Source organism: Aquipuribacter sp. SD81, from assembly GCF_037153975.1.
Taxonomy (GTDB): domain Bacteria; phylum Actinomycetota; class Actinomycetes; order Actinomycetales; family JBBAYJ01; genus Aquipuribacter.
Map to the genome: position 1 here is coordinate 16,635 of NZ_JBBAYJ010000031.1, position 25,592 is coordinate 42,226.

At 74.9% G+C, this 25,592-nt stretch carries 26 protein-coding genes; 11 read left to right on the plus strand and 15 right to left on the minus strand.

Going from position 1 to position 25,592, the window contains the following annotated elements; translation table 11 throughout:
• Nucleotides 1-69 precede the first annotated feature (69 nt).
• The 3 genes from WAA21_RS15985 to WAA21_RS15995 all read left to right on the plus strand — a co-directional run bounded on the left by WAA21_RS15985 (nt 70) and on the right by WAA21_RS15995 (nt 3,809).
• Entirely contained in the window at nt 70-843 is a 774-nt protein-coding gene (locus tag WAA21_RS15985) for a potassium channel family protein (protein WP_336923830.1), read from the plus strand.
• Complete coding sequence (locus WAA21_RS15990) at nt 840-2,345, plus strand: TrkH family potassium uptake protein (RefSeq protein ID WP_336923831.1); 1,506 nt, start codon at nt 840-842, stop codon at nt 2,343-2,345. The genes WAA21_RS15985 and WAA21_RS15990 overlap by 4 nt, the downstream gene beginning before the upstream one ends.
• Nucleotides 2,346-2,423: 78 nt before the next feature.
• Nucleotides 2,424-3,809, plus strand: coding sequence for a TrkH family potassium uptake protein (locus WAA21_RS15995; protein WP_336923832.1), 1,386 nt, complete (start codon nt 2,424-2,426; stop codon nt 3,807-3,809).
• Nucleotides 3,810-4,082: 273 nt separating this feature from the next.
• Here the strand turns inward: WAA21_RS15995 and WAA21_RS16000 are convergent, their stop codons facing one another.
• From WAA21_RS16000 to WAA21_RS16015, 4 genes are read right to left on the minus strand one after another with little or no spacing between them, the layout of a single operon-like run.
• Nucleotides 4,083-4,430 (minus strand): hypothetical protein, encoded by a 348-nt coding sequence (locus tag WAA21_RS16000; protein WP_336923833.1) that lies wholly within the window; start codon nt 4,428-4,430, stop codon nt 4,083-4,085.
• A 44-nt stretch (nt 4,431-4,474) separates the two neighbouring features.
• On the minus strand, nt 4,475-5,332 hold the full coding sequence (gene proC, locus WAA21_RS16005; protein ID WP_336923834.1) for a pyrroline-5-carboxylate reductase: 858 nt from the start codon (nt 5,330-5,332) through the stop codon (nt 4,475-4,477).
• Nucleotides 5,329-6,276: a proline dehydrogenase family protein gene (locus tag WAA21_RS16010; RefSeq protein ID WP_336923835.1), complete on the minus strand. Its 948-nt coding sequence runs from the start codon at nt 6,274-6,276 to the stop codon at nt 5,329-5,331. The genes proC and WAA21_RS16010 overlap by 4 nt, the downstream gene beginning before the upstream one ends.
• Before the next feature lie 53 nt (nt 6,277-6,329).
• Nucleotides 6,330-7,160 (minus strand): sugar phosphate isomerase/epimerase family protein, encoded by an 831-nt coding sequence (locus WAA21_RS16015; RefSeq protein ID WP_336923836.1) that lies wholly within the window; start codon nt 7,158-7,160, stop codon nt 6,330-6,332.
• Nucleotides 7,161-7,240: 80 nt separating this feature from the next.
• Here WAA21_RS16015 and WAA21_RS16020 point away from each other — a divergent pair, with 80 nt between their 5' ends.
• The 5 genes from WAA21_RS16020 to WAA21_RS16040 all read left to right on the plus strand — a co-directional run bounded on the left by WAA21_RS16020 (nt 7,241) and on the right by WAA21_RS16040 (nt 12,195).
• A complete protein-coding gene (locus WAA21_RS16020) occupies nt 7,241-8,164 on the plus strand; it encodes a hypothetical protein (RefSeq protein WP_336923837.1) in 924 nt (307 codons plus the stop codon).
• Between the two features lie 4 nt (nt 8,165-8,168).
• On the plus strand, nt 8,169-8,588 hold the full coding sequence (locus WAA21_RS16025; protein ID WP_336923838.1) for a hypothetical protein: 420 nt from the start codon (nt 8,169-8,171) through the stop codon (nt 8,586-8,588).
• 68 nt (nt 8,589-8,656) lie between these two features.
• Complete coding sequence (locus WAA21_RS16030; protein WP_336923839.1) at nt 8,657-10,165, plus strand: DNA repair protein RadA; 1,509 nt, start codon at nt 8,657-8,659, stop codon at nt 10,163-10,165.
• A gap of 66 nt (nt 10,166-10,231) precedes the next feature.
• A complete protein-coding gene (gene disA, locus WAA21_RS16035; RefSeq protein WP_336923840.1) occupies nt 10,232-11,314 on the plus strand; it encodes a DNA integrity scanning diadenylate cyclase DisA in 1,083 nt (360 codons plus the stop codon).
• A 128-nt stretch (nt 11,315-11,442) separates the two neighbouring features.
• The gene (locus WAA21_RS16040; protein ID WP_336923841.1) at nt 11,443-12,195 is read left to right on the plus strand and encodes an A/G-specific adenine glycosylase; all 753 of its coding nucleotides are present in this window, start codon (nt 11,443-11,445) and stop codon (nt 12,193-12,195) included.
• A gap of 326 nt (nt 12,196-12,521) precedes the next feature.
• Here WAA21_RS16040 and WAA21_RS16045 read toward each other — a convergent pair whose 3' ends face one another.
• The 4 genes from WAA21_RS16045 to WAA21_RS16060 all read right to left on the minus strand — a co-directional run bounded on the left by WAA21_RS16045 (nt 12,522) and on the right by WAA21_RS16060 (nt 16,748).
• Nucleotides 12,522-13,094: an amino-acid N-acetyltransferase gene (locus tag WAA21_RS16045; protein ID WP_336923854.1), complete on the minus strand. Its 573-nt coding sequence runs from the start codon at nt 13,092-13,094 to the stop codon at nt 12,522-12,524.
• The gene (locus WAA21_RS16050) at nt 13,091-15,631 is read right to left on the minus strand and encodes an ATP-dependent Clp protease ATP-binding subunit (protein ID WP_336923842.1); all 2,541 of its coding nucleotides are present in this window, start codon (nt 15,629-15,631) and stop codon (nt 13,091-13,093) included. Before WAA21_RS16050 ends, WAA21_RS16045 begins: the two co-directional genes overlap by 4 nt.
• A 278-nt stretch (nt 15,632-15,909) precedes the next feature.
• Nucleotides 15,910-16,374, minus strand: a complete 465-nt coding sequence (locus WAA21_RS16055) for a DUF202 domain-containing protein (RefSeq protein WP_336923843.1) — start codon at nt 16,372-16,374, stop codon at nt 15,910-15,912.
• A complete protein-coding gene (locus WAA21_RS16060) occupies nt 16,371-16,748 on the minus strand; it encodes a YidH family protein (protein ID WP_336923844.1) in 378 nt (125 codons plus the stop codon). The genes WAA21_RS16055 and WAA21_RS16060 overlap by 4 nt, the downstream gene beginning before the upstream one ends.
• Nucleotides 16,749-17,038: 290 nt before the next feature.
• On the opposite strand from WAA21_RS16060, the gene WAA21_RS16065 reads away from it, so the two are divergent.
• Nucleotides 17,039-18,121, plus strand: a complete 1,083-nt coding sequence (locus WAA21_RS16065; RefSeq protein WP_336923845.1) for a TerC family protein — start codon at nt 17,039-17,041, stop codon at nt 18,119-18,121.
• Between the two features lie 85 nt (nt 18,122-18,206).
• On the opposite strand, the gene WAA21_RS16070 is transcribed toward WAA21_RS16065, so the two are convergent.
• The 4 genes from WAA21_RS16070 to lysS all read right to left on the minus strand — a co-directional run bounded on the left by WAA21_RS16070 (nt 18,207) and on the right by lysS (nt 21,407).
• The gene (locus tag WAA21_RS16070; RefSeq protein ID WP_336923846.1) at nt 18,207-18,545 is read right to left on the minus strand and encodes a histone-like nucleoid-structuring protein Lsr2; all 339 of its coding nucleotides are present in this window, start codon (nt 18,543-18,545) and stop codon (nt 18,207-18,209) included.
• A gap of 161 nt (nt 18,546-18,706) precedes the next feature.
• Nucleotides 18,707-19,579: an aldo/keto reductase gene (locus WAA21_RS16075; RefSeq protein ID WP_336923847.1), complete on the minus strand. Its 873-nt coding sequence runs from the start codon at nt 19,577-19,579 to the stop codon at nt 18,707-18,709.
• Nucleotides 19,576-19,866 (minus strand): hypothetical protein, encoded by a 291-nt coding sequence (locus WAA21_RS16080; protein WP_336923848.1) that lies wholly within the window; start codon nt 19,864-19,866, stop codon nt 19,576-19,578. Before WAA21_RS16080 ends, WAA21_RS16075 begins: the two co-directional genes overlap by 4 nt.
• 5 nt (nt 19,867-19,871) lie before the next feature.
• Complete coding sequence (lysS, locus tag WAA21_RS16085) at nt 19,872-21,407, minus strand: lysine--tRNA ligase (protein ID WP_442893301.1); 1,536 nt, start codon at nt 21,405-21,407, stop codon at nt 19,872-19,874.
• Nucleotides 21,408-21,469: 62 nt separating this feature from the next.
• Between lysS and WAA21_RS16090 the strand changes: the two genes are divergently transcribed.
• Together WAA21_RS16090 and WAA21_RS16095 are read left to right on the plus strand one after the other, a co-directional pair.
• Complete coding sequence (locus WAA21_RS16090; RefSeq protein WP_336923849.1) at nt 21,470-22,318, plus strand: class I SAM-dependent methyltransferase; 849 nt, start codon at nt 21,470-21,472, stop codon at nt 22,316-22,318.
• Between the two features lie 95 nt (nt 22,319-22,413).
• The gene (locus WAA21_RS16095) at nt 22,414-22,692 is read left to right on the plus strand and encodes an STAS domain-containing protein (RefSeq protein WP_336923850.1); all 279 of its coding nucleotides are present in this window, start codon (nt 22,414-22,416) and stop codon (nt 22,690-22,692) included.
• A 46-nt stretch (nt 22,693-22,738) separates the two neighbouring features.
• Here the strand turns inward: WAA21_RS16095 and nadC are convergent, their stop codons facing one another.
• The 3 genes from nadC to WAA21_RS16110 form a co-directional block, all read right to left on the minus strand.
• The gene (gene nadC / locus WAA21_RS16100; RefSeq protein WP_336923851.1) at nt 22,739-23,659 is read right to left on the minus strand and encodes a carboxylating nicotinate-nucleotide diphosphorylase; all 921 of its coding nucleotides are present in this window, start codon (nt 23,657-23,659) and stop codon (nt 22,739-22,741) included.
• A complete protein-coding gene (locus tag WAA21_RS16105) occupies nt 23,656-25,320 on the minus strand; it encodes an L-aspartate oxidase (protein ID WP_336923852.1) in 1,665 nt (554 codons plus the stop codon). Before WAA21_RS16105 ends, nadC begins: the two co-directional genes overlap by 4 nt.
• The coding region (locus WAA21_RS16110) for a pantoate--beta-alanine ligase (RefSeq protein ID WP_336923853.1) at nt 25,317-25,592 on the minus strand (276 nt) is incomplete at its 5' end. The genes WAA21_RS16110 and WAA21_RS16105, both read right to left, overlap by 4 nt.

Sequence of the window (25,592 nt, forward strand, 5' to 3'; positions counted from 1 at the left end):
TGCGCCCGTGGGACTGACCTTCGTGGCCGCACCGTCGCAGCGACCCGACCGGCGACGGGGGGTCCGCTGATGGGCGGCAAGCTGCACTCCGACGCGGTGCTCGTCGTCGGGCTCGGGCGCTTCGGCGCCGCCGCCGCGGACGCCCTGCACCGGCTGGGCCACGAGGTGCTCGCGGTCGAGCGCAACCCCGAGCTCGTGCAGGAGTGGTCGGGCCGGCTCACGCACGTCGTCGAGGCGGACGCCACCAACCTGGAGGCGCTCAAGCAGATCGGTGCCGGCCAGTTCCCCATCGCCGTCGTCGGCATCGGGACCTCGATCGAGGCGAGCGTGCTGTCCACGCTCAACCTCGTCGACCTCAAGGTCGACCAGATCTGGGCCAAGGCGATCTCGCAGGCCCACGGCACGATCCTCGAGCGCCTCGCCACCGAGGGCGAGGTCGAGCGGGTCGACGGCACCACGGACAACCTCGACGAGATCGCCCGGCGCTCGCGCGAGGCCCGCCAGCGCGGCGTCCCGCGTCGCACGGGCAGCCGCGTGACGGTCGTGTTCCCCGAGGCGACGATGGGCGAGCGGACGGCTCACCTCGTGACCGGCAAGCTGCTCGACTACATCGAGTTCGACGACGGCTTCGCCATCGTCAAGATGGCGCCGCCCCGGGAGACGCACAACTTCACCCTCGACGAGGCCGGGGTGCGCTCGAAGTACGGCATCACCGTCGTCGGGGTCAAGCGGCCCGGCGAGGACTTCACGTACGCGATCCCGAGCACGAAGGTCCACCCGGACGACACCCTCATCGTCTCGGGGCACGTGGAGCAGATCGAGGCCTTCGCGGCGCGTCCGTGACGCAGGAGGGGCCCGGCCCGCGCGAGCCGGGCGCGGCCCAGGAGCACGAGCTGGCGGACGCCATCCGCGGCGGCGGTCCGCCGCGCCCGGCGCGCGGCGTGCTGCGTCGCAGCACGAGCGGTCGCGTGTCGACCCTCGCCCGCCGCGCGGGGCTCGAGTCGTTCCTGTCGCCGGTCCGGATCATCCCGCTCGGGCTCGCGGCGGTCATCGTGCTGGGGGCGCTGCTGCTGCACACGCCCTTCGCCGTCCAGGACGCCGGGGAGGGCGGGAGCGGGCCGCCCGGCATCCCGCCGACGGTCGTCGCGGTGTTCACGGCGACGAGCGCGGCGTGCGTCACGGGTCTCGTCGTCGTTGACACGCCCTCGTACTGGTCGACCTTCGGCGAGGCCGTCATCCTCGTGCTGTTCCAGGTCGGCGGCCTCGGCATCGCCACGCTCGGCTCCCTCGTCGGCCTCGCCGTGCTGCGACGGTTCGGGCTGTCGAGCATGCTCGCCGCCCGGCAGGAGACGAAGGGCTTCGACCTCGGGGAGATCCGCTCCATCCTGCCCCGGCTCCTGCTGACGACGGCCCTCATCGAGGGGGTCGTCTCCGTGGTGCTGGCGGTGCGCTTCCTCGTCGCCTACGACGAGCCCGTCGCCCGCGCGCTGTGGCTCGGGGTGTTCCACGGCGTCTCGGCCTTCAACAACGCCGGCTTCGCGCTGTTCAGCGACAGCCTCGTGCAGTTCGTCGGGGACCCGTGGGTCACCGTCCCGGTCATGACGGCGGTCGTGCTGGGCGGGCTCGGGTTCCCCGTGCTCGTGGAGCTCGCCCGCTTCCGCCGTCCCGCGGCGTGGTCGCTGCACACCCAGCTCGTCCTCGTCACCTCCGCGGTCCTCGTCGTCGGTGCGGCCCTCGCCCTCGGGGCCCTCGAGTGGGGCAACGAGGAGACCATCGCGGACATGGCGCTGCCGACCAAGCTGCTGGCCGTCGCCTTCATGGCCGTCACGCCGCGCTCGAGCGGCTTCGCCACCATCGACTACGCGGGCATGGGCGAGGCGGCCCGCTTCGTCACCGACGCGCTCATGTTCGTGGGCGCGGGCAGCGCCGGCACGAGCGGCGGGATCAAGGTCGGCACGCTCGCGGTCCTCGCGCTCGCCGTCTACGCGGAGGCGCGCGGCGACACCGACGTCCACGCCTTCGGGCGGCGCATCGCCACCGCGACGGTCCGGCAGGCGCTCGCGGTGCTCGGCTTCTCCATCGTCCTGACCGGCGTCGCGATCGTCGTGCTGCTGCAGCTCACCGACCTCGAGCTCAGCGACACGATCTTCGAGGCGGTCTCGGCCACGGCGGTGGTGGGGCTGTCGACCGGCGTCACCGACGACCTGCCGGACGCGGCGCGCTGGTTCGTCATCGGGTGCATGTTCGTGGGCCGGGTCGGTCCGGTCGCCGTCGCCGCCGCCGTGGCGACCAAGCAGCGCCAGCGGCTGTTCCGGCTGCCCGAGGCGCGCCCGCTCATCGGCTGAGGCGGACCACACCGGGCGGACCACCGGGTCGGGCCCTCGGCGCGGCGGGGCTGCCGCGAGGGCGTACCGTTCCCGCTCGTGCCGACGCTCCGAGGGGGCAGGCGCGGGGCCGTGGCCCGGCGCCGGCGGCTCCGTACCCTGCTGCACCCCGCCCGGCTCATCCCGATCGGTTTCGCCGCCGCGGTCGTCGTCGGCACCCTGGCGCTCCTCACGCCCGTCGCGGTCGCGCAGGGCGCGACGACGGACGGCACCTCTCTCGTCGTCGCCGCCTTCACGGCGGTCTCGGCGGTGTGCGTGACCGGTCTGGTGCTCGTCGACACCGGCACGTACTGGTCCGGCGCCGGGCAGCTGATGATCCTCGTGCTCATCCAGGTCGGCGGGTTCGGCATCTCGACCCTCGCCACTCTGCTCGCCCTGCTCGTGCGACGCCGGCTCGGACTGCGCAGCCGTCTCGCGACGGGCGTCGCGACGCGCAGCGCCCCGGCCGAGGCGCGCTCGGTGCTCGCCGGCATCGTCCGCGTGACGCTCGTCGTCGAGGCTCTCGTCGCCCTCGCCCTCACGCTGCGCTTCGCGCTCGGCTACGGCATGAGCCCCGGCCAGGCGACGTGGTACGGCGTCTTCCACGCGGTCTCGGCGTTCAACAACGCCGGCTTCGCCCTGCCGGAGGGCAACGTCAGCCTCGTCCCCTACGCCACGGACGAGTGGGTGACGGTCCCGGTCATGCTCGCCGTCGTCCTCGGCGGCATCGGTTTCCCGGTGCTCTTCGAGGTCCTGCGACGCACGGGGCTGCCGTGGGCGGTGAGCACCCGGCTCGTGCTGCTGGGGACCGCGGTCCTGCTCGTCGGCGGTGCCCTGCTCTACCTCGTCCTGGAGTGGGACAACCCGGAGACCCTCGCGGGCGTCGCCGGGGCGGACAAGGTGTGGCTCGCCGTCTTCATGTCGGTGACCGCGCGCACCGCGGGCTTCAACACCGTCGACTACGGCCAGGTGAGCGACGCCTCGCTGCTCCTCACGGTCCTTCTCATGTTCGTCGGCGGTGGCTCGGGCGGCACCGCCGGCGGCATCAAGGTGGGCACCGTCATGGTGCTCGTCGCCGCCATCGTCGCCGAGGGGCGCGGCGACCCCGACGCGGAGGTGTTCGGGCACCGGCTGTCCGGGGCCGTCATCCGGCAGGCGCTCGCGGTCATCGGCACCTCCGGCGCCGTGATCGCGACCGCGACCATCTGGCTGCTGCACGTGAGCGACGCCCGGCTGGCGACGGCCCTGTTCGAGGTGGTGTCCGCCTTCGCGACGGTCGGGCTGTCGACCGGCATCACCGCCGACCTGCCCCGCGGCGGGGACGTCGTGCTCATGGTGTGCATGTTCATCGGGCGCGTCGGCCCGACCACCGCCGTCGCCGCCCTCGCGCTGCGCGAGCACGCCCGGCTCTACCGGCGCCCGGAGGCGCACCCGCTCGTCGGGTGAGGGCGACGCGGTCGCGGGCGCTCGCGACGAGGGCTGGCTCCGCGTCTCCGACGCCCGGCGTGTCGCCCTCGGCACCCAGCACCCGTCGGGCGACGACGAACGCTGGCTCCCCGAGGTGCCCCCCGGCGTGTCGCGGCCCCGCACCCAGCGCTCGTCGCGAGCGCGCGGACCCCCACCCGGGGGCTCGGGAGGGGACCGGCGACCGGGGGGCGGGCGGGACGTCCGCGACCCGCAGGGACACGGGGCCGCGCACCGCCGGGGTGGCGTCCCGGGTCAGCGCGGGCCGAGCCGCCGCTCGGGGTGGTTGCGGCTCCACTCCTTCATGCGCTTCGGGTAGCCCGTCACCTTGGCCTCGTACAGCGGCAGCGCGAGCGAGCGCGCGAGGTCCCCCGCGACCCGGGGGGAGCGCACCGGACGGCGCGTCCACTCGCCGTCGTGCGCGACGGCGACGACCGTCGTGGTGAAGTCGGCGGTCTCCGGCTCGAGGTAGAACTCCACCCCGCGCCGGGACTCGGCGAAGTCACGGAGGTGCCGCACCCCCTGGTCGCCCGACGAGCCCGCGCCGCGGCCGCCGCCCCGGCTCCCGCCGCTCCGGCCGAACAGCCGCGACACCCAGCCCACCTGCGCTCCTCCTGCACCCGTCGTCGTCCGGACCCGTCCCCGGGTCAACTGCCCGCGATGCGGCCGAGTTCCGCCGAGCGGTCCCGCGCGGCCTCCATCGCGGTCACGAAGGCCGCACGCACGCGGTGGTCGTCGAGCACCCGCACCGCGGCCATCGTCGTGCCGGCGGGCGAGCTCACCTGCTCCCGCAGGACCGTCGGGTGCTGGCCGGTCTCGGCGACCATGCGCCCAGCGCCGACGACCGTCTGCACGACGAGCGTCGTGGCGACGTCGCGCGAGAGACCCAGCAGCACCCCCGCCTCGATCATCGCCTCGACCACGTAGAACACGTAGGCGGGTCCCGAGCCGGACACCGCGGTGACGGCGTCCATGTGGTGCTCCGGCACCCGCACGACCTTGCCGACGGCACCGAGCAGCGACTCGGCCGCGTCGAGGTGCTCCGGCCCCGAGCCGGTCCCGGCGGCGAGCGCGCTCATCCCCTCGTCGACCAGCGCCGGGGTGTTCGGCATGACGCGGACGACGGGGACGTGCGGGCCGCCCGCGGCGAGGACCGCCTGCTCGATCGCGGCGGTCGTGACCCCTGCGGCCAGCGACACCACGAGGCTGTCCGGGGCGAGGTCGGCGGCGACCTCGGCGAGGAGAGCGGGCACGTCCTGGGGCTTGACGACGAGGACGGCCGTCCCCGCCTCCCGCACGGCCGTCGCGTTGTCGACGACGCGGACGCCGTAGCGCTCGGACAGCTCCTGCGCCCGCTCGGGGCGCCGCTCGGTGATGCGCAGCGCGTCCGCCGGGCGGCCGGCGCGCAGCAGCCCGGACAGCAGCGTCTCCCCCATGACGCCCGCGCCGAGGACGGCGACGACGTCGGCGCGCTGCGGCGCCCGGGAACCCGTCACGGCGCTCACCGCGTCGTCGTCAGGGAGCGCAGGAGCAGGGCGAGGTTGGCGGGACGCTCCGCGAGCCGCCGGACGAGGTAGGCGTACCAGTCGTCGCCGTAGGGGACGTAGGTGCGGACCCGGCGTCCGAGCCCCGCCAGCCGGGCCTGCTCCTGCGCGCGCACGCCGAGCAGCATCTGCACCTCCCACGCGTCGTCGGCCCGGCCGACGTCGAGGGCGACCGCCTCGGCGATGTCGAGCAGGACGGGGTCGTGGGTCGCCAGCATCGGGTAGCCGTCGCCCGCGAGCAGGACCTTCGCGCAGCGCACGTACGAGCGGTCGGTGCCGTGCGGGTCGGGGAAGGCGACCGCGTCCGGCGGCGCGTACGCGCCCTTGCAGAGCCGGACCCGCGAGCCCGTGCCTGCGAGGTCGCGGCAGTCGGCCTCGGTGCGGCGCAGCTGCGCCTGCAGCACCGCGCCCACCCACGGCCACTCCTCGCGCAGCCGCTCGAGCACCCGCAGCGTCGAGTCGACGGTCGAGTGGTCCTCCATGTCGAGGGTGACGGTCGTGCCGGCGAGGGCCGCCGCCTCGCAGATCGTCCGGGCGTTCTCCAGCGCCACCTGCTCCCCGCCGCTGCCGAGCGCCTGCCCGAGGGCCGACAGCTTGACCGACACCTCGACGTCGCCGTCGTCGCTGAGCCCGAGGGCCGACAGCCGCCCGAGCAGGCCCACGTACGCGTCGCGCGTGCGGGCGGCGTCCGCCTCGTCGCGCACGTCCTCGCCCAGCCGGTCGAGCGTCACGAGCAGACCCTGCCCGCGCAGGTCCGCGGTCGCGGTGAGGGCCTCGTCGTCACCGGTGCCCGCGACGAAGCGGTGCACGAGGTCGCGGGTCACCGGCGCGCGCTCGACGAGCCCGCGCAGGCGGTCGTTCCGCGAGGCGGCCAGGAGCACCGCGCGCTGGGCCTCGGCGATCACCGGGCCCGGCCCGACGCGCAGGCGGAGGGGGTGGTGGCAGTCACAGCCGCAGGCTAACGCCCGTCCGCGGGCGCGACCCCGAGGTGCTGCCGGGCGAAGTCGAGCGTGCGCTGCAGCGCGACGTCGCGGTGGTCGCGGTCGCGGCGCGTGTTGATCTCGGCGACGACGTGCCCCGCCCAGCCGCCCGCCGCCAGCTTCTCCAGCACCTCCGCGACCGGCTGGTTCCCGTCGCCCGGGACGAGGTGCTCGTCCTTGAGCGACCCGGACCCGTCGGCGAGGTGCACGTGCACGACCCGGTCGCCGAGGTCCTCCAGCAGCTGCAGCGCGTCCTGGCGCGCGGTGGCCGCGTGGGAGAAGTCGAGCGTGCAGTGGCTGTAGTCGTGGTCGAGCAGGTCCCAGCCCGGGGCGTACGCGCGGACGTCGCGCCCGCCGACGCGCCACGGGAACATGTTCTCGACCGCGAAGGTGCAGTGGTGCTCCTCGCCGAGCGCGGCGATGCCCTCCTCGAAGGCCCGGCCGTACGTGCGCTGCCAGCGGAACGGCGGGTGCACGACGACGACGTCGGCGCCGAGCGCCTCCGCGTGCTCCGCGGTCCGCACGAGCCTCGCCCAGTTGTCGCGTCCCCACACGCCCTGGGTGAGCAGCAGCGTCGGGGCGTGGATGCTGAGGATCGGGACGTCGTAGGTCGCCGACAGCCGCCGCAGCGCGTCCGCGTCGCGGCTGACGGGGTCCGACCACACCATGACCTCGACGCCGTCGTAGCCGAGCTCCGCGGCGGCGCGGAAGGCGACCTCCGCGCCGTCGGGGTACACCGACGACGTGGCGAGGCCCACGAGCGGCAGCCGGCCGCCCGAGCCGCCCGGGTCCCTCGATGCAGCCGTCACGGCGTCCGAGCCTACGTCGCTCCGGGCGCGCCCGCGCCCGCTCGTGCCACCCCCGACCCGGACGGACGTAGCCTCGGGCGGTGGGACGACTACGGGACGGCGGCGCGGGCGCACGGGCGCCCGAGGGGCCTGGCGCCGCGGAGGTGCCCGGACCCGTCAACCGGCTCTGGCTCGAGGTGGCGGCGCACGGCGAGGACCCGGTCCCCGACGCGCTCGAAGGGACCGCCGACGGCCTCGCCGACGCCGTCGAGGGGGGTCCGTTCGACACGCTGTACCGCTTCGACCTCACGTGGCTCACGTCGTCGTGGACGTGCGTCTTCGGCACCGGCTGCCGCGGGATCGACGCGGCCGCACCGGACGCCGGCTGCTGCACGCACGGCGCCTGGTTCAGCGAGGCGGCCGACGAGGAGCGCGTCGCCCTCGCGGTCGGGCGGCTCGACGCGACGACGTGGGCGAACGCCGGGCACCCCCGCCACGGCGCGGGGGGCGAGTGGGCGGTGGCCGACGAGGACGGCGACCGCCGCACCGCCCGGGTCGGCGGCGCATGCGTGTTCCACAACCCGCGCGGCTTCACCGGCGGGTACGGCTGCGCGCTGCACGCCCTCGCGCTCGCGGAGGGCCGCCCGCACCTCGACACCAAGCCGGACGTGTGCTGGCAGCTGCCGCTGCGCCGGACGTACGCCGAGCCCTCGCGCCCCGACGGCTCGACGTACCTGGAGGTGACCGTCACGGAGTACACGCGCGAGGGCTGGGGCGCCGGCGGCGCCGACTTCGACTGGTACTGCACCGCCTCCCCCGCGGCGCACGTCGGCGCGGAGCCGCTGTGGCGGTCCCTGCGCGACGAGCTCGTCGCCCTGGTCGGCGAGCCCGTGTACGCGGTCCTCGCGGCGCGCTGCGAGGAGCTCGCGCCGAGCGGGCCCGGGCCCGTGCTGCTGCCGCTGCACGTCGTGCACCCCGCGACACGCGTGTCGGGTGGTGCGCCCGGCGCGCGCGCAGCACCCTGAGGGCATGACCGACAGCACGAGGAGCGCGAGCCGGACGGCCGAGCAGCGGACGGGCGCGGCGCCGGGGACCGCGTCGTCGACCGCGGTGTACTCCCGCGCGGACGGCCCGCCCGGGCGGCGGGCGACGCGCTGGCCGCACCCGGACGGGGTGTCGGTGCTGCTCTTCCTCCTGTGGGTCGTCGGCGTCCTCGTCGCCACGGTCATCCCGTTCCTCATCGTGCCGCCGCAGAGCGACGACCCCGCCGCGAGCCAGGTCGGCATCGCCTTCGCCGTCACCATGCTCGGCGTCGCGATCTTCGTCGGCGCCGGCCTGCTGCTGTGGCGGCACCTGCGGCTGCAGGCGGTCCTCGTGTTCGCGCTGGTGCCCGCGGTGTCCATCGTCTCCGGCGGGGTCATCCTCACCGCGACGCTGCTCGCGGTCTGAGCCCGTCCGGCCGGCGCCGATGACGCGGCGCGGCGGTTCTGTCGCCGCCGGGCCGTAGCGTCCGGGGTGTGGCCACCTCCCGCGCGCGACGACCGACCTACGCGTGCACCGCGTGCGGCGCGGAGCACCCCCGCTGGGCCGGGCGCTGCTCGCAGTGCCAGGGCTGGGGCACCGTCGAGGAGGTGCCGGCGGGCCTGCTCGCGCCGGCGGGGGCGACCGGCGCCGGCGGCGCCGCCCGTGCGCTGAGCCGGCCCGCGCAGCGCGTGGCCGACGTCGACGAGACCCGCACCCGCCGGGACCCGACCGGCCTCGGCGAGTTCGACCGCGTGGTGGGAGGCGGGCTCGTGCCCGGGCAGGTCGTGCTGCTCGCGGGCGAGCCGGGCGTGGGCAAGTCGACCCTGCTCCTCGAGGTCGCCCACCGCTGCGCCGTCGGCGGCGCCGCCGCCGCGGCGCGCGCCGCCGCGCTCGCGCTCGCGGCTCCGTCGCCCGGTCGGCGACGGCTCGCCGGGGTGCCCACCGGTGAGGACCCGCGGACGGTCCTGTACGTCACCGGCGAGGAGTCCGCGGAGCAGGTCGCGGTGCGCGCGCGCCGCACGGGAGCCGACGCGCACGGCCTCCTCGTCGCCGACGAGCAGGACCTGCACGCCCTCCTCGCCCACGTCGAGCAGCACGAGCCGGACCTCGTCGTCGTCGACTCCGTGCAGACCGTCTCCGACCCCGACGTCGACGGGCGGGCCGGCGGCACGAGCCAGGTGCAGCACGTCACGCAGGTCCTCACCCGCATGGCGAAGTCGCGCCGGGTGCCGCTGCTGCTCGTCGGGCAGTCGACCAAGGAGTCCTCGGTCGCCGGTCCGCGCTCGCTGGAGCACCTCGTCGACACGGTCCTCACCTTCGAGGGCGACCGGCACACGAGCCTGCGGCTGCTGCGCGCGACCAAGAACCGCTTCGGCCCCGCCGACGAGGTGGCGTGCTTCGAGCAGACCGACGGCGGGCTGCGCGAGGTCCACGACCCGTCGGAGCTGTTCCGCGGCACGCGGGAGCACCCGGTGCCCGGCACGTGCGTCGCGGTGGCGGTCGAGGGTCGCCGCGCGCTGCTCGCCGAGGTCCAGGCGCTCGTGGCGAAGGCCGCCTCGCCCAACCCGCGACGCGGGGTCACCGGCCTCGACGCGTCGCGCACGGCCATGCTCGTCGCGGTCACCGAGCGCGCGATGGGGCGTCGGCTCGCGGACAAGGACGTCTTCGTCGCCACCGTGGGCGGCGCCCGGCTGGGCGAGCCGGGGACCGACCTCGCCGTCGTGCTCGCCCTCGCCTCCGCCGTGTGGGAGGCGCCGCTGCCGGACGACGTCATCGCCGTCGGCGAGGTGGCGCTGTCCGGCGACATCCGGCCCGTCGCCATGGTCGCCCAGCGGGTGCAGGAGGCGGTGCGCCTCGGCTACCGCCGCATCCTCGTGCCGTCCGGCACGTCCGCCCGGGTGGGCTCCGTGCCGAGCGGGGTGTCGCTGCGCGAGCTGTCGCACCTCGGGCCGGCGCTCTCGTCGCTGGAGAAGCTGGCGCGGGGTCCGGAGGAGCGGGCCTAGACTGCGGCCCTGGATGGGTGTGCCCGTCGTCGTCAGGCGCGGGCAGGTCGGGAGGAGCACCACCGGATGGAGAGCGTCGACGACCGCCTCCGGCAGGTCCTCGCCACCGTGGCTCCCGGCACGCAGCTGCGCGACGGCCTCGAGCGCATCCTGCGCGGGCGGACCGGCGCGCTCATCGTCCTCGGCTTCGACGAGACGGTCGCCACGATGTGCACGGGCGGCTTCGTGCTCGACGTCGACTTCTCCGCGACCCGGCTGCGTGAGCTCGCGAAGATGGACGGCGCGATCGTCGTCGACACCGCCGGTCGCGGTGCGGGCACGATCGTGCGTGCCGGGGTCCAGCTCGTACCCGACCCGCGCATCTCCACCCCCGAGTCCGGCACCCGGCACCGCACCGCCGACAAGGCGTCGCGCCAGTGCGGCTTCCCCGTCATCTCGGTGTCGCAGTCGATGAGCCTCATCGCGGTCTACCTCGACGGGCGCCGGCACGTTCTCGAGGACTCCGGCGCGATCCTCGCCCGCGCGAACCAGGCGCTCGCCACGCTCGAGCGGTACGCCTCCCGCCTCGACGAGGTGACCGGCAACCTTTCCGCGCTCGAGATCGAGGACCTCGTGACGGTGCGCGACGTCGCCACCGTGCTGCAGCGCGCCGAGATGGTCCGCCGCATCTCCGAGGAGGTCCGGGGCTACGTCGTCGAGCTGGGCACCGACGGCCGGCTCGTCGAGCTGCAGATGGACGAGCTCATCGCGGGCTTCGAGACCGAGCTGTCGAGCGTCGTCCACGACTACGTCGGCCCGGACGGGTCGGCCGCGGAGGCCGAGGTCGCGCTCGCGGGCCTCGCGGGCCTCGGCTCGGCCGAGCTGCTCTCCCTCGACGCCGTGGCGGCGCACGTCGCACCCACCGGCTCCGACGGCGGTCTCGACGCCACCGTGAGCCCGCGCGGCTACCGCATGCTGCGCCGGCTGCCGCGTCTGCCCGACGTCGTCGTGCGGCGCCTCGTCGACCGCTTCGGCAGCCTGCAGAAGCTGCTCGCCGCGGGCGTGGAGGACCTGCAGCAGGTCGACGGGCTCACGCTGTCGCGGGCCCGCGGCGTGCGTGAGGGGCTGTCGCGCCTGGCCGAGACGAGCATCCTCGAGCGGTACGTCTGAGCGCACCGCCCGGGCTCCTCGACGACACCGCCGTCGACGCCGTCCTCGCCTGGTTCGCCGGCCACGGCCGCGACCTGCCGTGGCGGGCGCCCGGCACCGACCCGTGGGCGGTGCTCGTCTGCGAGGTCATGAGCCACCAGACGCCCGTGGCCCGGGTCGTCCCGGTCTGGGCGGCGTGGCTCGAGCGCTGGCCCACCGCCACCGCGCTCGCCGACGACTCGCCCGGTGAGGCGGTCCGCATGTGGGGCCGGCTCGGCTACCCCCGCCGGGCGCTGCGCCTGCACGAGACCGCGGTCGCGGTACGGGACCGGCACGGCGGTGCGCTGCCCGGTGAGTACGAGGGGCTGCTCGCCCTGCCCGGGGTCGGCCCGTACACCGCGGGGGCGGTCGCGACCTTCGCCTTCGGACGCCGGGCGGTCGTCCTCGACGTCAACGTGCGCCGCGTCCTGGCGCGCGTCCACGACGGCACCGACCCCACCTCGGCCGCACCGACCGTCGGGGAGCGGGCCCGGGCGCAGCACGCGCTGCCGCAGCCGGCCGCGCGTGCGGCGGCCTGGAACGCCGCCGTCATGGAGCTCGGCGCGCTCGTGTGCACGGCCGGTACGCCGGGCTGCGACCGGTGTCCCCTGCGGTCGCGGTGCCGGTGGGCCGCCGACCCCCCGCCGGCTCGTGCACGCACCACGCGCCGGCAGGCGTGGCACGGCACCGACCGCCAGGTGCGCGGTCGCATGATGGCGCTGCTCCGCGACGCCGACCTGGTCGGCGACGACGCGCTGCTCGCCGTGTGCGAGCAGCCGGAGCAGGCCCGCCGCTGCCTCGCCGGCCTCGTGGCCGACGGTCTCGCCGAGCGCACCGCGACGGGCGTGCGACTGCCGCTCTGACACGGCGTACGTCTGCAGTCCTGTCGACCTACACGGCGTACGCCTGCAGTCCTGTCGACCTACACGGCGTACGTCTGCAGTCCTGTCGACCTACACGGCGCACGTCTGCAGTCCTGTCGACCTACACGGCGCACGCCTGCAGTCCTGTCGACCTACACGGCGTAAGCCTGCAGTCCTGTCGACCTACACGGCGTACGCCTGCAGTCCTGTCGACCTACACGGCGCACGCCTGCAGTCCTGTCGACCGGCACGGCGTAAGCCTGCAGTCCTGTCGACCTACACGGCGTACGTCGACGTTCCTGTCGACCTGGGCGGCGTGCGGCGGCTCAGAGGTCGACGAGCATCCGGGAGTTGCCGAGGGTGTTGGGCTTGACGCGCGCGAGGTCTAGGAACTCCGCGACCCCCTCGTCGTGGCTGCGCAGCAGCTCGGCGTAGACCTCGGGCGTGATGGGCGCGGCCTCGATCTCGCGGAAGCCGAACGTGGCGAAGAAGTCGCGCTCGAAGGTCAGGCAGAACACGCGCGCCACCCCGAGGTGGCGGGCGCGACCGAGCAGCTCCGCCACGAGCGCGCGGCCGACGCCGTGACCACGCAGCCGCTCGTCCACGGCGACCGTGCGCACCTCGGCGAGGTCGGACCACATGACGTGCAGCGCGCCGCAGCCGACGACCTCGACGCTCGGCACGCCGCCGCCGGGGGCGGGCACCGTGCGCTCGGCGACGACGAACTCCTGGACGTCCTCGTAGAGCGTCACGAGGTCCTTGGCCAGCAGCCGCCGGTCGACGACGTAGGCCTCGACCAGCTCGGCGATGCGGGGGACGTCCGCCGGCCGGGCAGCACGGAGCCCGACCGTCCCCCGAAGGGGAGGCCGGGCTCCGTGGTGGTGCGCGGTGCTCGTCAGGAGGCTGCCGCCCCCGCGCCGTCCTCACCGGCGGGGGACCCGCCGGCGCCCGCGCCCTCGAGCTCGGGCGACTCCGGGACACGGCGCTCCGTGCCCGCGAAGGTGAAGTGCGCGAGCTCGCCCTCGCCGTCGACGTCCACCAGCACGAGCTGGCCCGACGTCAGCTCCGAGAACAGGATCTTCTCGGACAGGGCGTCCTCGATGTCGCGCTGGATGGTGCGGCGCAGCGGGCGTGCCCCGAGGACGGGGTCGTAGCCGCGCTGGGCCAGCAGCGCCTTCGCGGCGGGCGTGAGCTCGATGCCCATGTCCTTGTCGCGCAGGCGCGAGTCCAGCTTCGCGATCATGAGGTCGACGATCGTGACGATCTCCTCCTGTGTGAGCTGGGGGAAGACGATCGTGTCGTCGACGCGGTTGAGGAACTCCGGCCGGAAGTGCTGCTTGAGCTCGTCGATCACCTTGTTCTTCATGCGCTCGTAGCCGGTGCGCGTGTCGTTGCCGGCGCTGAAGCCCATGGAGACGCCCTTGGCGATGTCCCTGGTGCCGAGGTTCGTCGTCATGATGATGACGGTGTTCTTGAAGTCGACCATCCGACCCTGGGAGTCGGTGAGGCGGCCGTCCTCGAGGATCTGCAGCAGCGAGTTGAAGATGTCCGGGTGCGCCTTCTCGACCTCGTCGAAGAGGACCACCGAGAACGGCTTGCGACGCACCTTCTCCGTGAGCTGGCCGCCCTCCTCGTACCCGACGTAGCCGGGCGGGGAGCCGAACAGCCGCGAGACGGTGTGCTTCTCGGAGAACTCGCTCATGTCGAGCTGGATGAGCGAGTCCTCGTCACCGAAGAGGAACTCCGCGAGCGACTTGGCGAGCTCGGTCTTACCGACGCCCGTGGGACCGGCGAAGATGAACGAGCCGCCGGGGCGCTTGGGGTCCTTGAGGCCCGCGCGCGTGCGCCGGATGGCCTGCGACAGGGCCTTGATGGCCTCGTTCTGGCCGATGACGCGCTTGTGCAGCTCGTCCTCCATGCGGAGCAGCCGCTGGGACTCCTCCTCCGTCAGCTTGAAGACCGGGATGCCCGTGGCGATGGCGAGGACCTCGGCGATCAGCTCCTCGTCGACCTCCGCGACCACGTCCATGTCGCCGGACTTCCACTGCTTCTCGCGTTCGGCCTTCTGCCCGAGCAGGCGCTTCTCGTCGTCGCGCAGGGACGCGGCCTTCTCGAAGTCCTGCGAGTCGATCGCGGACTCCTTCTCGCGCCGCACCTGGGCGATGCGCTCGTCGAACTCCCGCAGGTCCGGCGGCGCCGTCATCCGGCGGATGCGCAGTCGCGCGCCCGCCTCGTCGATGAGGTCGATCGCCTTGTCCGGCAGGTAGCGGTCGTTGATGTACCGGTCGGCGAGGTTCGCCGCCGCGACGAGCGCGGCGTCGGTGATGGAGACCCGGTGGTGCGCCTCGTAGCGGTCGCGCAGGCCCTTGAGGATCTCGATGGCGTGCGCGAGCGACGGCTCGGCGACCTGGATCGGCTGGAAGCGGCGCTCCAGGGCCGGGTCCTTCTCGACGTGCTTGCGGTACTCGTCGAGCGTGGTGGCGCCGATCGTCTGCAGCTCGCCGCGGGCCAGCATCGGCTTGAGGATGCTCGCGGCGTCGATGGCGCCCTCGGCGGCACCCGCCCCGACGAGGGTGTGGATCTCGTCGATGAACAGGATGATGTCGCCGCGGGTGCGGATCTCCTTGAGGACCTTCTTCAGCCGCTCCTCGAAGTCGCCGCGGTAGCGGCTGCCGGCCACGAGCGCACCGAGGTCGAGGGTGTACAGCTGCTTGTCCTTGAGCGTCTCCGGCACCTCGCCGCGGACGATGGCCTGCGAGAGGCCCTCGACGACGGCGGTCTTGCCGACACCGGGCTCGCCGATGAGGACGGGGTTGTTCTTGGTCCGGCGCGACAGGACCTGCATGACGCGCTCGATCTCCTTCTCGCGCCCGATGACGGGGTCGAGCTTGGACTCGCGCGCGGCCTGCGTGAGGTTGCGGCCGAACTGGTCGAGGACGAGGGAGCCCGACGGCGTGTTCTCCGCCGACGGCCCGCCGGCCGTGGCCGGCTCCTTGCCCTGGTAGCCGCTCAGCAGCTGGATGACCTGCTGGCGGACGCGGTTGAGGTCGGCGCCCAGCTTCACGAGGACCTGGGCGGCGACGCCCTCGCCCTCACGGATGAGCCCGAGCAGGATGTGCTCGGTGCCGATGTAGTTGTGGCCGAGCTGCAGCGCCTCGCGGAGGCTCAGCTCGAGGACCTTCTTGGCCCGCGGGGTGAAGGGGATGTGGCCGGACGGGGCCTGCTGACCCTGACCGATGATCTCCTGGACCTGCTCGCGCACGGCGTCCAGCGAGATGCCGAGGGACTCCAGCGCCTTGGCGGCGACCCCCTCGCCCTCGTGGATGAGCCCGAGCAGGATGTGCTCGGTGCCGATGTAGTTGTGGTTGAGCATCCTGGCCTCTTCCTGGGCCAGGACCACCACGCGTCGAGCGCGGTCGGTGAACCTCTCGAACATGACTGTCGCTCCCTCACGAGCGGGCGGATGCGCTCCCCCGGGCCTGACCCGGGTTCCTGCTGTTCCCGCTCGATGCTAGACGTCCGGTTGCTCCGGCACCGGCCGACCACCCGCCTGGTGAGCCTCCGTTCGCTGCCAGCGCAGCGGCTCCCCTCGTGCGGTCACCCGGTGGGTGTTCTGCCGTCGATCGGCACAACGAGGGGCGGACCTTAGGCTGTTCCGGTGACGGGCTGATGTCCGCCGACGGCGAACCGTCACCACCGCTGCGCCGGTCGGGTTCACCCGAGGACGATCGCGACCACCGCGACGCCCACCGCCACGACCCCGCCGGCCGCGACCCGCGCGGCCCCCGACGGCGCGAGGGCCCGGCCGCCGCGCAGCGCCTCGACCCGGGCGTCCAGGCCCGTCCGCGCGAGCCGGAGCACCGCGAGCCCGGCCACGAGGGCGACGAGCGCGGCCGCGGTGGCCACCACCGTGGCTGCCGGGCCGGGGCGCAGCAGGGCGTCGCGCAGCGCGACCAGCGCCGCGACCGCCAGCGCGAGGCCGGTGCGCTGCCAGGCCAGCGCCGTGCGCTCCGGCTGCAGGCCCGGGTCCCAGGGCAGGCCGTCCCCGCCGGTGCCCCCGCCGCCCGGTCCCCGGTCCCCCGGTCCCCCGCCCCCCGGTCCCCCGTTCCCCGGTTCCCCGCCGTCGGACGCCCCGTCCCCTGGGGACCGGGGGGCCTCGCCGCCGTCCCGCCGGTTCATCGCAGGGCCAGCAGCGCCGTCACGGCGAGGCCGAGCACCACCACCACGACCACCGCAAGCCCCGACGGCGGCGGCAGGGGGCGCCGCAGCCGCATCGCCCGCTCGGTGCGGCCCCAGCGCACGACCGAGCTGACGGCGAGGTAGCCCGCCGCCACCACGGAGACCAGCGCGACGACGCGCAGGAGCCCGCCGGTGTCGACGACGCCGTCCGCGACCGCCGCCGCGAGGCCCGCGGCCACGAGCGCCAGCGAGGTCCGCACCCAGGCGAGCGCCGTCCGCTCGTTGGCGAGGGTGAACCGCGGGTCCGGCTCCTCGCCCACGCCGAAGACGGCGCGCGGCCGCCGTCCCCGTGGGTCCTGTCCGCCGCCGGCCACCCGCCGACGCTAGCGGCCCACCCGCCGCCCGGGCCCGGAGCACCGCCGGGACGCCGGCGGAGGGACCCGTCCACGGGTGACGGCGCACGGGTCCGTCCACAGGTGTCGTCGCGGACCGCGGGGGGTACTCCGAGCCCGTAGCATCGCCCGTGAGGGGAGTACGTCCTCAGAACCGGTCCCGGTCATCACGGTCGCGTCGCGACCCCGGGCCGAGCCCGCCTCCCGCGGCGGGCGACGGAGACCTCGACGAACCGGGCGCGCCCGCGTCCGAACGGAAGGATCCCCCGCGCATGACGTCCCTCGCGGTCCCGCTCGGCACCACCGCCCCCGGCAGCGGCAACCTGGAGACCATCGGCCACCCCACCCTGTGGATCGGCACGCTGGCCGTGGTGGTCGGGCTCTTCGTCTTCGACTTCATCGCGACCCGCAAGCCGCACGACGTGTCGATGAAGGAGGCGGCCGGCTGGTCGGCGTTCTACATCGCGCTGCCGCTCCTGTTCGGCGGCTACATCGTCTGGCGCCACGGCACGCAGATCGGCCTCGAGTACTACACCGGGTACATCGTCGAGAAGTCGTTGAGCGTCGACAACCTCTTCGTCTTCATCCTCATCCTCAGCGCCTTCGCGGTGCCGCGGCACCTGCAGCAGCGCGCCCTGCTGTGGGGCATCCTCGGCGCGCTCGTGCTGCGCGGCGTGTTCATCGCCGTCGGTGCGGTCGCCATCCAGCAGCTGAGCTTCGCCTTCCTGATCTTCGGCGCGATCCTCATCTTCACCGCGATCCACCTGCTGCTCGAGGAGCTGCGGGGCGGGGAGAAGGAGATCCACGTCTCCGAGCTGCGCATCGTGAAGGTCGTCCGGAGGCTGACCCCCGTCAGCGACGACTACGAGGGCACGAAGTTCCGGGTGGTGCGCGACGGCACCCGCTACCTCACGCCGTTCGCCCTCGTCGTGCTCGTGCTGCTCTTCACGGACGTCGTGTTCGCCGTCGACTCGGTGCCCGCGGTGTACGGCATCACCGGCGACCCGTACCTCGTGTTCGCGACGAACGCCTTCGCGCTGCTCGGTCTGCGCGCGCTGTACTTCCTCCTCGAGGGGGCGCTGTCGAAGCTCGTCCACCTGTCCTACGGGCTGTCGTTCATCCTCGCCTTCATCGGAGTCAAGTTGCTGCTGCACTGGGCGCACGAGGACATCTCGACGTCCGTGCCCGAGGTGCCCACGCTGTGGAGCCTCGTCGTCATCGTCGGTGCGCTCGTGGTCGTCACCGTCACGTCGCTCCTCAGCAACCGCCGGACCAGCCCGCCCGAGGCGCTCGTCGACGAGGAGACGACGCCCGGCGAGGACGTCCGCGAGGCGGAGGACGTGCGCGACCGCTGAGCGCCTCCCACGGAGGCGTCACCGGGCGGACAGCAGGACGGCCCCTCGCGCCGCAGCGCGAGGGGCCGTCCTGTGCGCGGGGGACTCAGCCGTTGGCGGCGTTGAAGGCCTCCACGACCTCCGCCTTGATGCGCCCCCGCTCGGAGACCTCGTAGCCGTTGGAGCGCGCCCACTCGCGGATGGTCGCGTTGTCCGAGCCGACGCTCGTGCGCTTCGTGGGCGTGGTGCGGGCGCCGCGACGCCGTGCGCCGGCGACGCGACGGCCGTGGCCGACCCACTCCGCGAAGCCGTCGCGCAGCCGCGCGGCGTTCTCGGCGTTGAGGTCGATCTCGTACGTGATGCCGTCGAGCCCGAATGTGACGGTCTCCTCCGCGGGAGAGCCGTCGAGGTCGTCCACGAGGACGACATTCACCTGCTGTGCCATGCGATTTCCGTTCCGGTCGGAAGAGCGAGGGGGTGGGGTATTTCCGTGATGCACGACGATCATGCCCGTCCTCCTATTCCCGTGGCAATACGGGAAAGGGTGACGACGCGTCGCCGTCACCCTTTCACCATGATTTCCGCGCCGCGGCCGCGGCGTATTCGTCAGCCCACGTAGTCGAAGTCGTCGGGATTCGGGCCGGTGCGCCCGTCCTCGCCCTTGTCCAGGTCGCTGATCCGGGCCATCTGCGACTCGTCGAGCTCGAAGTCGAAGAGCGCGCCGTTCTCCTCCAGCCGCGACGGCGTCACGGACTTCGGGAAGACCACGTGGCCGGACTGCAGGTGCCACCGCAGCACGACCTGGGCGGGGGTGCGCCCGAGCGCGTCCGCCACGTCCCGCACGACCGGGTCGTCGAGGACGCCGCCCTGGGCGATGGGCGACCACGCCTCGACGACGACGTCGTGCTCGCGGCACCAGCTCCGCACGTCGTCGTTGAGGAAGTACGGGTGGCACTCGACCTGGTTGACCACCGGCATGCTGGCACCGGCGCGGGCGAGCACCTCCAGGTGCTCGACCTGGAAGTTGCTGACGCCGATGGAGCGGGCGCGACCGGAGTCGCGGAGCTCCTCGAGCACGCGCCAGGTGGACAGGAAGTCGCCGTCGTAGCGGGTGGGCAGCGGCCAGTGCACGAGGAACAGGTCGACGTGGTCGGTGCCGAGCTGCTCGAGCGTCCGGTCGAAGGCGGCGCGGGCGTCGTCGGGGCGGTGCGCGCCGTTGGCGAGCTTGCTCGTGAGGAAGACGTCCTCCCGGGGCACGCCCGAGCGCCGCAGGCCCTCGCCCACCCCGGTCTCGTTCTCGTACATCTGCGCGCCGTCGACGTGCCGGTAGCCGATGCGCAGCGCCGTCTCGACGTTCTCGGCCGTGTCCGGCGGCGGCACCTGGTACACGCCCACCCCGAGCTGGGGGATCTCGTGGCCGTCGTGCAGGCGGATGCGGGGCGCGGGCAGGGCGCCCGCCTGGCTGGTCGTGTCGGTCATGCCTCCGGGGTACCCCGCCGGGGGTCCTCGACAACCTCGTCGGCACCCCCGTCGGCGGAGGCGCGGGCCACGTCGACACGGCCGTCCCGCTCGGCGTCCGCGACGGTCCGGTGCGGGCTCTCGGCCCTCGCGGCGGCGGCGTCCTCCTCGGCCTCCAGCCGCGCGCGCTCGGCCCGCTCGGAGGCGTCGGCGCGCACGATGGCCCAGATCGCGGCACCGAAGAGCAGCGACACCCCGACCGTGGGCAGGAGGCCCCGGACCACCTCCCCGGCCAGCGAGCCGTCCACCGTCCTCAGGCCTCCGGCCGCAGGAGCGGGAACAGGATGGTCTCCCGGATGCCGACGCCGAGCAGGACCATGACGAGGCGGTCCACGCCGAGGCCGATGCCGCCGGTGGGGGGCATGCCGTGCTCGAGCGCCCGCAGGAAGTCCTCGTCGAGCTGCATCGCCTCGGGGTCGCCGCCGGCGGCGAGCAGGGACTGCGCGAGCAGCTTCTCGCGCTGGACGACGGGGTCGGCGAGCTCGGAGTACGCCGGCGACAGCTCCGCCCCGGCGACCATGAGGTCCCACGCCTCCGCCAGACGCGGGTCGTCGCGGTGCGGGCGGGCGAGCGGACGCACCTCGGCGGGGTAGTCCCGCACGAACGTCGGCTCCAGCAGCGTGTGCTCGACGAGCTTCTCGAACAGCTCGAGGACGACCTCGCCCGCGCCCCAGCCGGGCCGCAGCTCGACCCCGGTCCGCGCGGCGTGGCGCCGGAGCTCCTCGACGCCGGTGTCCACCGTCACGTGCTCCCCGAGGGCACCCGACACCGCGTCGTGGACCGTGACGGTCCGCCACGGCCCGGTCAGGTCGATCTCGCCGCCGCGACCGTCGGGCACCGCCGTCCGGCCGGTGGCGCGGGCGGCGTCGAGCACGAGCTCGCGCACCAGGACGGCCATCGTGTCGTAGGAGCCGTACGCCTCGTAGGCCTCGAACATCGTGAACTCGGGGCTGTGGGTGGAGTCGATGCCCTCGTTCCGGAACGTCCGCCCGATCTCGTAGACCTTCTCGAGCCCGCCGACGATGCAGCGCTTGAGGTAGAGCTCCGTCGCGATGCGCAGGCTCATCTCGACGTCGAGGGCGTTGAGGTGGGTGCGGAAGGGCCGGGCGCTCGCGCCGCCGTGCACGAGCTGCAGGACCGGCGTCTCCACCTCGAGGTAGCCGAGGCGGTGCATGGTCTCCCGCAGCGACCGCAGGACCGTCGCCTTCGTGCGGACGGTCTCGCGGGCCTCCGGCCGCACGACCAGGTCGACGTACCGGCGCCGCACGCGGGTGTCCTCCGCGAGGCCCTTGTGCAGCGTGGGCAGCGGCCGCAGCGCCTTGGAGGCCATCTGCCAGGCCGTCGCCATGACCGAGAGCTCGCCGCGGCGGCTGCTCACGACACGCCCGGTGACCGCCACCTGGTCGCCCAGGTCGACCTCTCGCTTCCAGCGCTCGAGCGCGTCGTCGCCGACCTCGGCGAGGCTCAGCATCACCTGCAGGCGGGCGTCGCCGTCCTGCAGCGTCGCGAAGGCCAGCCGGCCGGTGCCGCGCAGGAACATGACCCGGCCCGCCACCGACACGACGTCGTCGCTCTCCTCGCCCGCGGTCAGCGCCGCCCACGCGGGGTGGGCGACGACGTCGGCGAGCCGGTGGGTGCGCGGCACCTCGACGGGGTAGGCCTCGCGGCCCTCGGCGAGGATGCGCTCGCGCTTGCCGCGGCGGACGGCGACCTGCTCCTCGACCGCCTCGCGCGACTCCGACGGGTCCTCGGCCGGGGTCTCCGCCACGGCGGCGCTCGGGTCGCTCACAGGCGCCAGGATAGGAGCCCGCGGACGGGCGGCCGTCCCCGGTGCCGGGCACGATGGCGCGCGTGACGGACTCCTCCGGCGCCGCGGGCAGCAGCGGCGACGACGACCGGCTGCGGACGTGGCGCGCGCAGGCGCTGTCCTTCGGGGCGGTCGCGGACGGCTACGAGCGCGTGCGCCCCGGCTACCCGCCGGCGACGGCGACCTGGGCCCTCGGACCCGCGCCGCTGCGGGTGGCCGACGTCGGCGCGGGCACGGGCAAGTGGACCCGCGTCCTGCGCGACCTCGGCCACGACGTCACGGCCGTCGAGCCCGACCCCGGCATGCGCGCGCGGCTGTCGCAGGTGCTGCCCGACGTCGACGTGCGCGAGGGCAGCGGGGAGCGGCTGCCCCTGCCGGACGCCTCCGTCGACGCCCTCACCTTCGCGCAGTCGTGGCACTGGGTGGACCCGTCGGCCGGGACGGCGGAGGCGGTGCGCGTGCTGCGGCCCGGCGGGCGGCTCGTGCTCGTGTGGAACCGGCGCGACCCGGACGCGCCGCTCAGCCGGGCCGTCGCGGCCACGGTCGCCGACGTGGAGCCCGAGCTGCTGGAGCGCGCCGCCGCGGACAGCACCGACCTCGCGGCGGTGCCGCGGCTGCCCGGCCCGCTCGTGCACGACGGCACGCACGAGGTCCGCAACGACGTCGTCATGCCGGTCGCCGACGCGCTGGCCCTCGCGGCGACGTGGTCCTACCTCGCGCTGTCGGGCGCGCGGGACGACCTGCTCGCCGGCCTGGGCGACCGGCTGTCCGCGGTGGCCGACGCCGACGGCCGCGTCGTCCTCGCGCAGCGCACCTACGCCTACCGTTTCGTCGTCGGGGAGAGCGAGGAGGTACTGAACTCGCCGGGTACCAGGGCTGGCGCTCAGGCGTGAGCCGGGTCACGATGGCCGCGGACCACAGCCGTCGGGACGAGGGAGCCACCGTGCAGGTACCCGGGATACCGGAACCTCGCGAGAGCGCCGGGGACGTGTCTGTCCAGCGTGTGGGCACGCAGGTCGTCGTCCGCCTCTACGGCCACCTCGACGACCGGGTGGCCGAGTGCCTGGCGGAGGCCATGAGCGACGTCGAGAGCATGGTGCTGAGCCGCGTGGTCGTCGACCTCGACGAGGTCGACTCGATCGAGGGTGCCGGGCTCGACTTCATCGTGGGGCTGCACCGCCGCTGGAAGGTGCGCCTGCTCAACACCCCCAACCAGCTGCGCGGTCGGATCCCCCGCCTGGCGACTGTCCGTCCGGCGGAGGGTTGAGGGCCGCGTCCCGGCGGGAGGACCGTCCGCCCCCTCGGAGGTCGACCTAGCCGACCCAGTCCATGCCGACGTCGAGCTGCGGCGCGGAGTGGGTGAGCGCCCCCACGGACACCGCGTCGACGCCCGCGGCGGCCACCTCGCGGACGCGGTCCAGCGACAGCCCTCCCGTCGCCTCCACCTCGACCCGCCCGGCCGGGCCGTCGAGCTCGGTCACGAGGGCCCGCACGGCGGCGACCACGTCGGCCAGACCCGGCGCCGGCATGTTGTCGCACATGAGGTAGCGCCCGCCGGCCCGCACGACGGCGAGCGCGTCGTCGAGGGTCTCGACCTCGACCTCGACCGCCACCTCCGGCCAGCGCGAGCGGACCGCGCGGTAGGCGGCGACGACCGACCCGGCCGCGGCCGCGTGGTTGTCCTTGACCATGGCGACGTCGAACAGCCCCACGCGCTTGTTGACCCCGCCGCCGCAGCGGACGGCGTACTTGTCCCACGCCCGGAGCCCCGGGCTCGTCTTGCGGGTGTCGAGCACCCGCACCCCGGTGCCGGCGAGCACGCCGACCCATCGGTGCGTCACCGTCGCGACCCCGCACGCACGGCCCACGAGGTTGAGGCCCGTGCGCTCGGCCACGAGCAGCGCGCGCGTCGGCCCGGACAGCCGGGCGACGACGTCGCCCTCGGCCAGCGGCGCCCCGTCGTCGACGAGCAGCTCCACGACGGGTGCGTCCTGCCCCGTCCGGCGTGCGGCCTCGGCGAGGAGCGGGCCCCACACGACCTGCCCGGCGAGCACCCCCGCGGCCCTCGAACGGACCTCGACGACCGCTCGTGCCCCGTCGTCGACCGTCGCGTCGGTCGTGAGGTCGACCCCCGGGTCGCCGCCGAGGTCCTCGTCCAGCGCCGTCCGGACCATCCGGTCGAGCTCGGCCGGCGGCACCGTGGGCGGTCCCCCGGGGCCCGCGGGTGCGCTCACAGCGGCTCCTCGGTCTCGACGTCGACGGTGCCGTCCGGGCGCGCGCGGACCGTGAGGTGGCGTCGCCACGCCGGGTCCGGCACGGGGAAGTCGCGTCGTACGTGGCCCCCGCGCGACTCCTCCCGCACCGTCGCGGCGGCCGTCAGGGCGACGGCCACCGCGTGCAGGTTCGCGGCCTCCCACTCCGGGCGGTCCGGGCGCGCGCTCACGCCCGCGTGGCTGTGCGCGTCGATGACGACGTCGTCGAGGGTGCGCGCCGCGCGGCCGAGGCCGTGCGCGTCGCGCAGGACGCCGGGACCGTCGGAGGCGGCGCGCTGCACGAGGGACCGGACGGTGGCCGGCACGAGCCCCGCGGGACCGCTGCGCCCGACCGGGGCGCCGGGCGAGAGCTCGTCGGCGCCGAGCCGCGCGGCGATGTCGTCGGCGAGGCGGGCGGCGAAGACGAGGCCCTCGAGCAGGGAGTTGCTCGCGAGCCGGTTCGCCCCGTGCACGCCCGTGCAGGCGGTCTCCCCCACCGCGTAGAGGCCGGGCACGCTCGTGCGCCCGTCGAGGTCGGTCCGCACCCCGCCGGAGTGGTAGTGCTGGGCGGGTGCGACGGGCACGGGGTCCGCGGCCAGGTCGAAGCCGTGCTCGGCGAGCCGGCGCACGATGGACGGGAACCGTCGGGCGAGGAAGTCCGCCCCCAGGTGACGGGCGTCGAGCAGGACGTGGTTGGCGCCGGTGGCCTGCATCCGGTCGACGATGCCGCGCGCGACGACGTCACGCGGCGCGAGCTCGCCCCGGGGGTCGAGGTCCGGCATGAACCGGTGGCCCTTCTCGTCGAGCAGCACCGCCCCCTCGCCGCGGACCGCCTCCGACACGAGCGGCTGCTGGCCGCGGGCACCACCCCCGAGCCACAGCACCGTCGGGTGGAACTGCACGAACTCGAGGTCGGCGAGGACCGCCCCGGCTCGCAGCGCGGCGGCGACGCCGTCCCCCGTCGCCTCGGGCGGGTTCGTGGTGGACCGGTACACCTGGCCGATCCCGCCGCTCGCGAGCACGACCGCCCGCGCCCGCAGCACGCGGGTGGCGCCGGCCGCGCCGGCCACGAGGACGCCGCAGGCCGCGCCGGCGGCGTCGGTGAGGACGTCGACGGCGAAGGTGTGCTCGAGCAGGCGCACCCGCTCGTCGTCGACGACGCCCTCCAGCGCCGCGACGAGCGCCCGGGAGATCTCCTCGCCGGTGGCGTCGCCGCCCGCGTGGGCGATCCGGTCCGCGCCGTGCCCGCCCTCGCGGGTGAGCGCGAGGCCGCCGGCAGGGTCGAGGTCGAAGCGCGCGCCGAGCCGCACGAGCCCGCGGACCCGGTGCGGGCCGTCGTCGACGAGCACGCGCACCGCCGCCGGGTCGCACAGGCCGCCGCCGGCCGCGACCGTGTCGTCGTAGTGGGCGTCCGGGGAGTCGGTGTCGGCGAGCGCGGCGGCGATGCCGCCCTGCGCCCAGCGCGTCGACCCGCTCGCCGCCTCCGTCTTCGTGACGAGCGTGACGCCGAGGCCGCGCCGTGACAGCCGCAGCGCGGCCGTGAGCCCGGCGATGCCGGACCCGACGACCACGACGTCGTCGACGACGGCCGCGGGCAGGTCCGTCGTGGTCGGCGCGACGAGGTGGCGCGGGACCCGGGTCACGCGCCGCTCACCCCGGGCGGTGCGACGACGACGTCGACGGCGTCGATGAGGCGCAGCGGGGCGACGTGCGCGGCGAGCAGCAGCACCGCGGGTCCCGCGTACTCGTCCGGGACGGGCTCGAGGTCGTCGGGGCCCACGAGGGCGACGTAGTCCGGCTCCACCCCGTGCGCGCCCGCCAGCACCTCACGGGCCGCGCCGAGCACGGCCCCGGCGCCGGCGCCGGCGGCCGAGGCCTGCTGGGCGGCCCGGCCCGCGGCGGGCAGCGCGGCGGC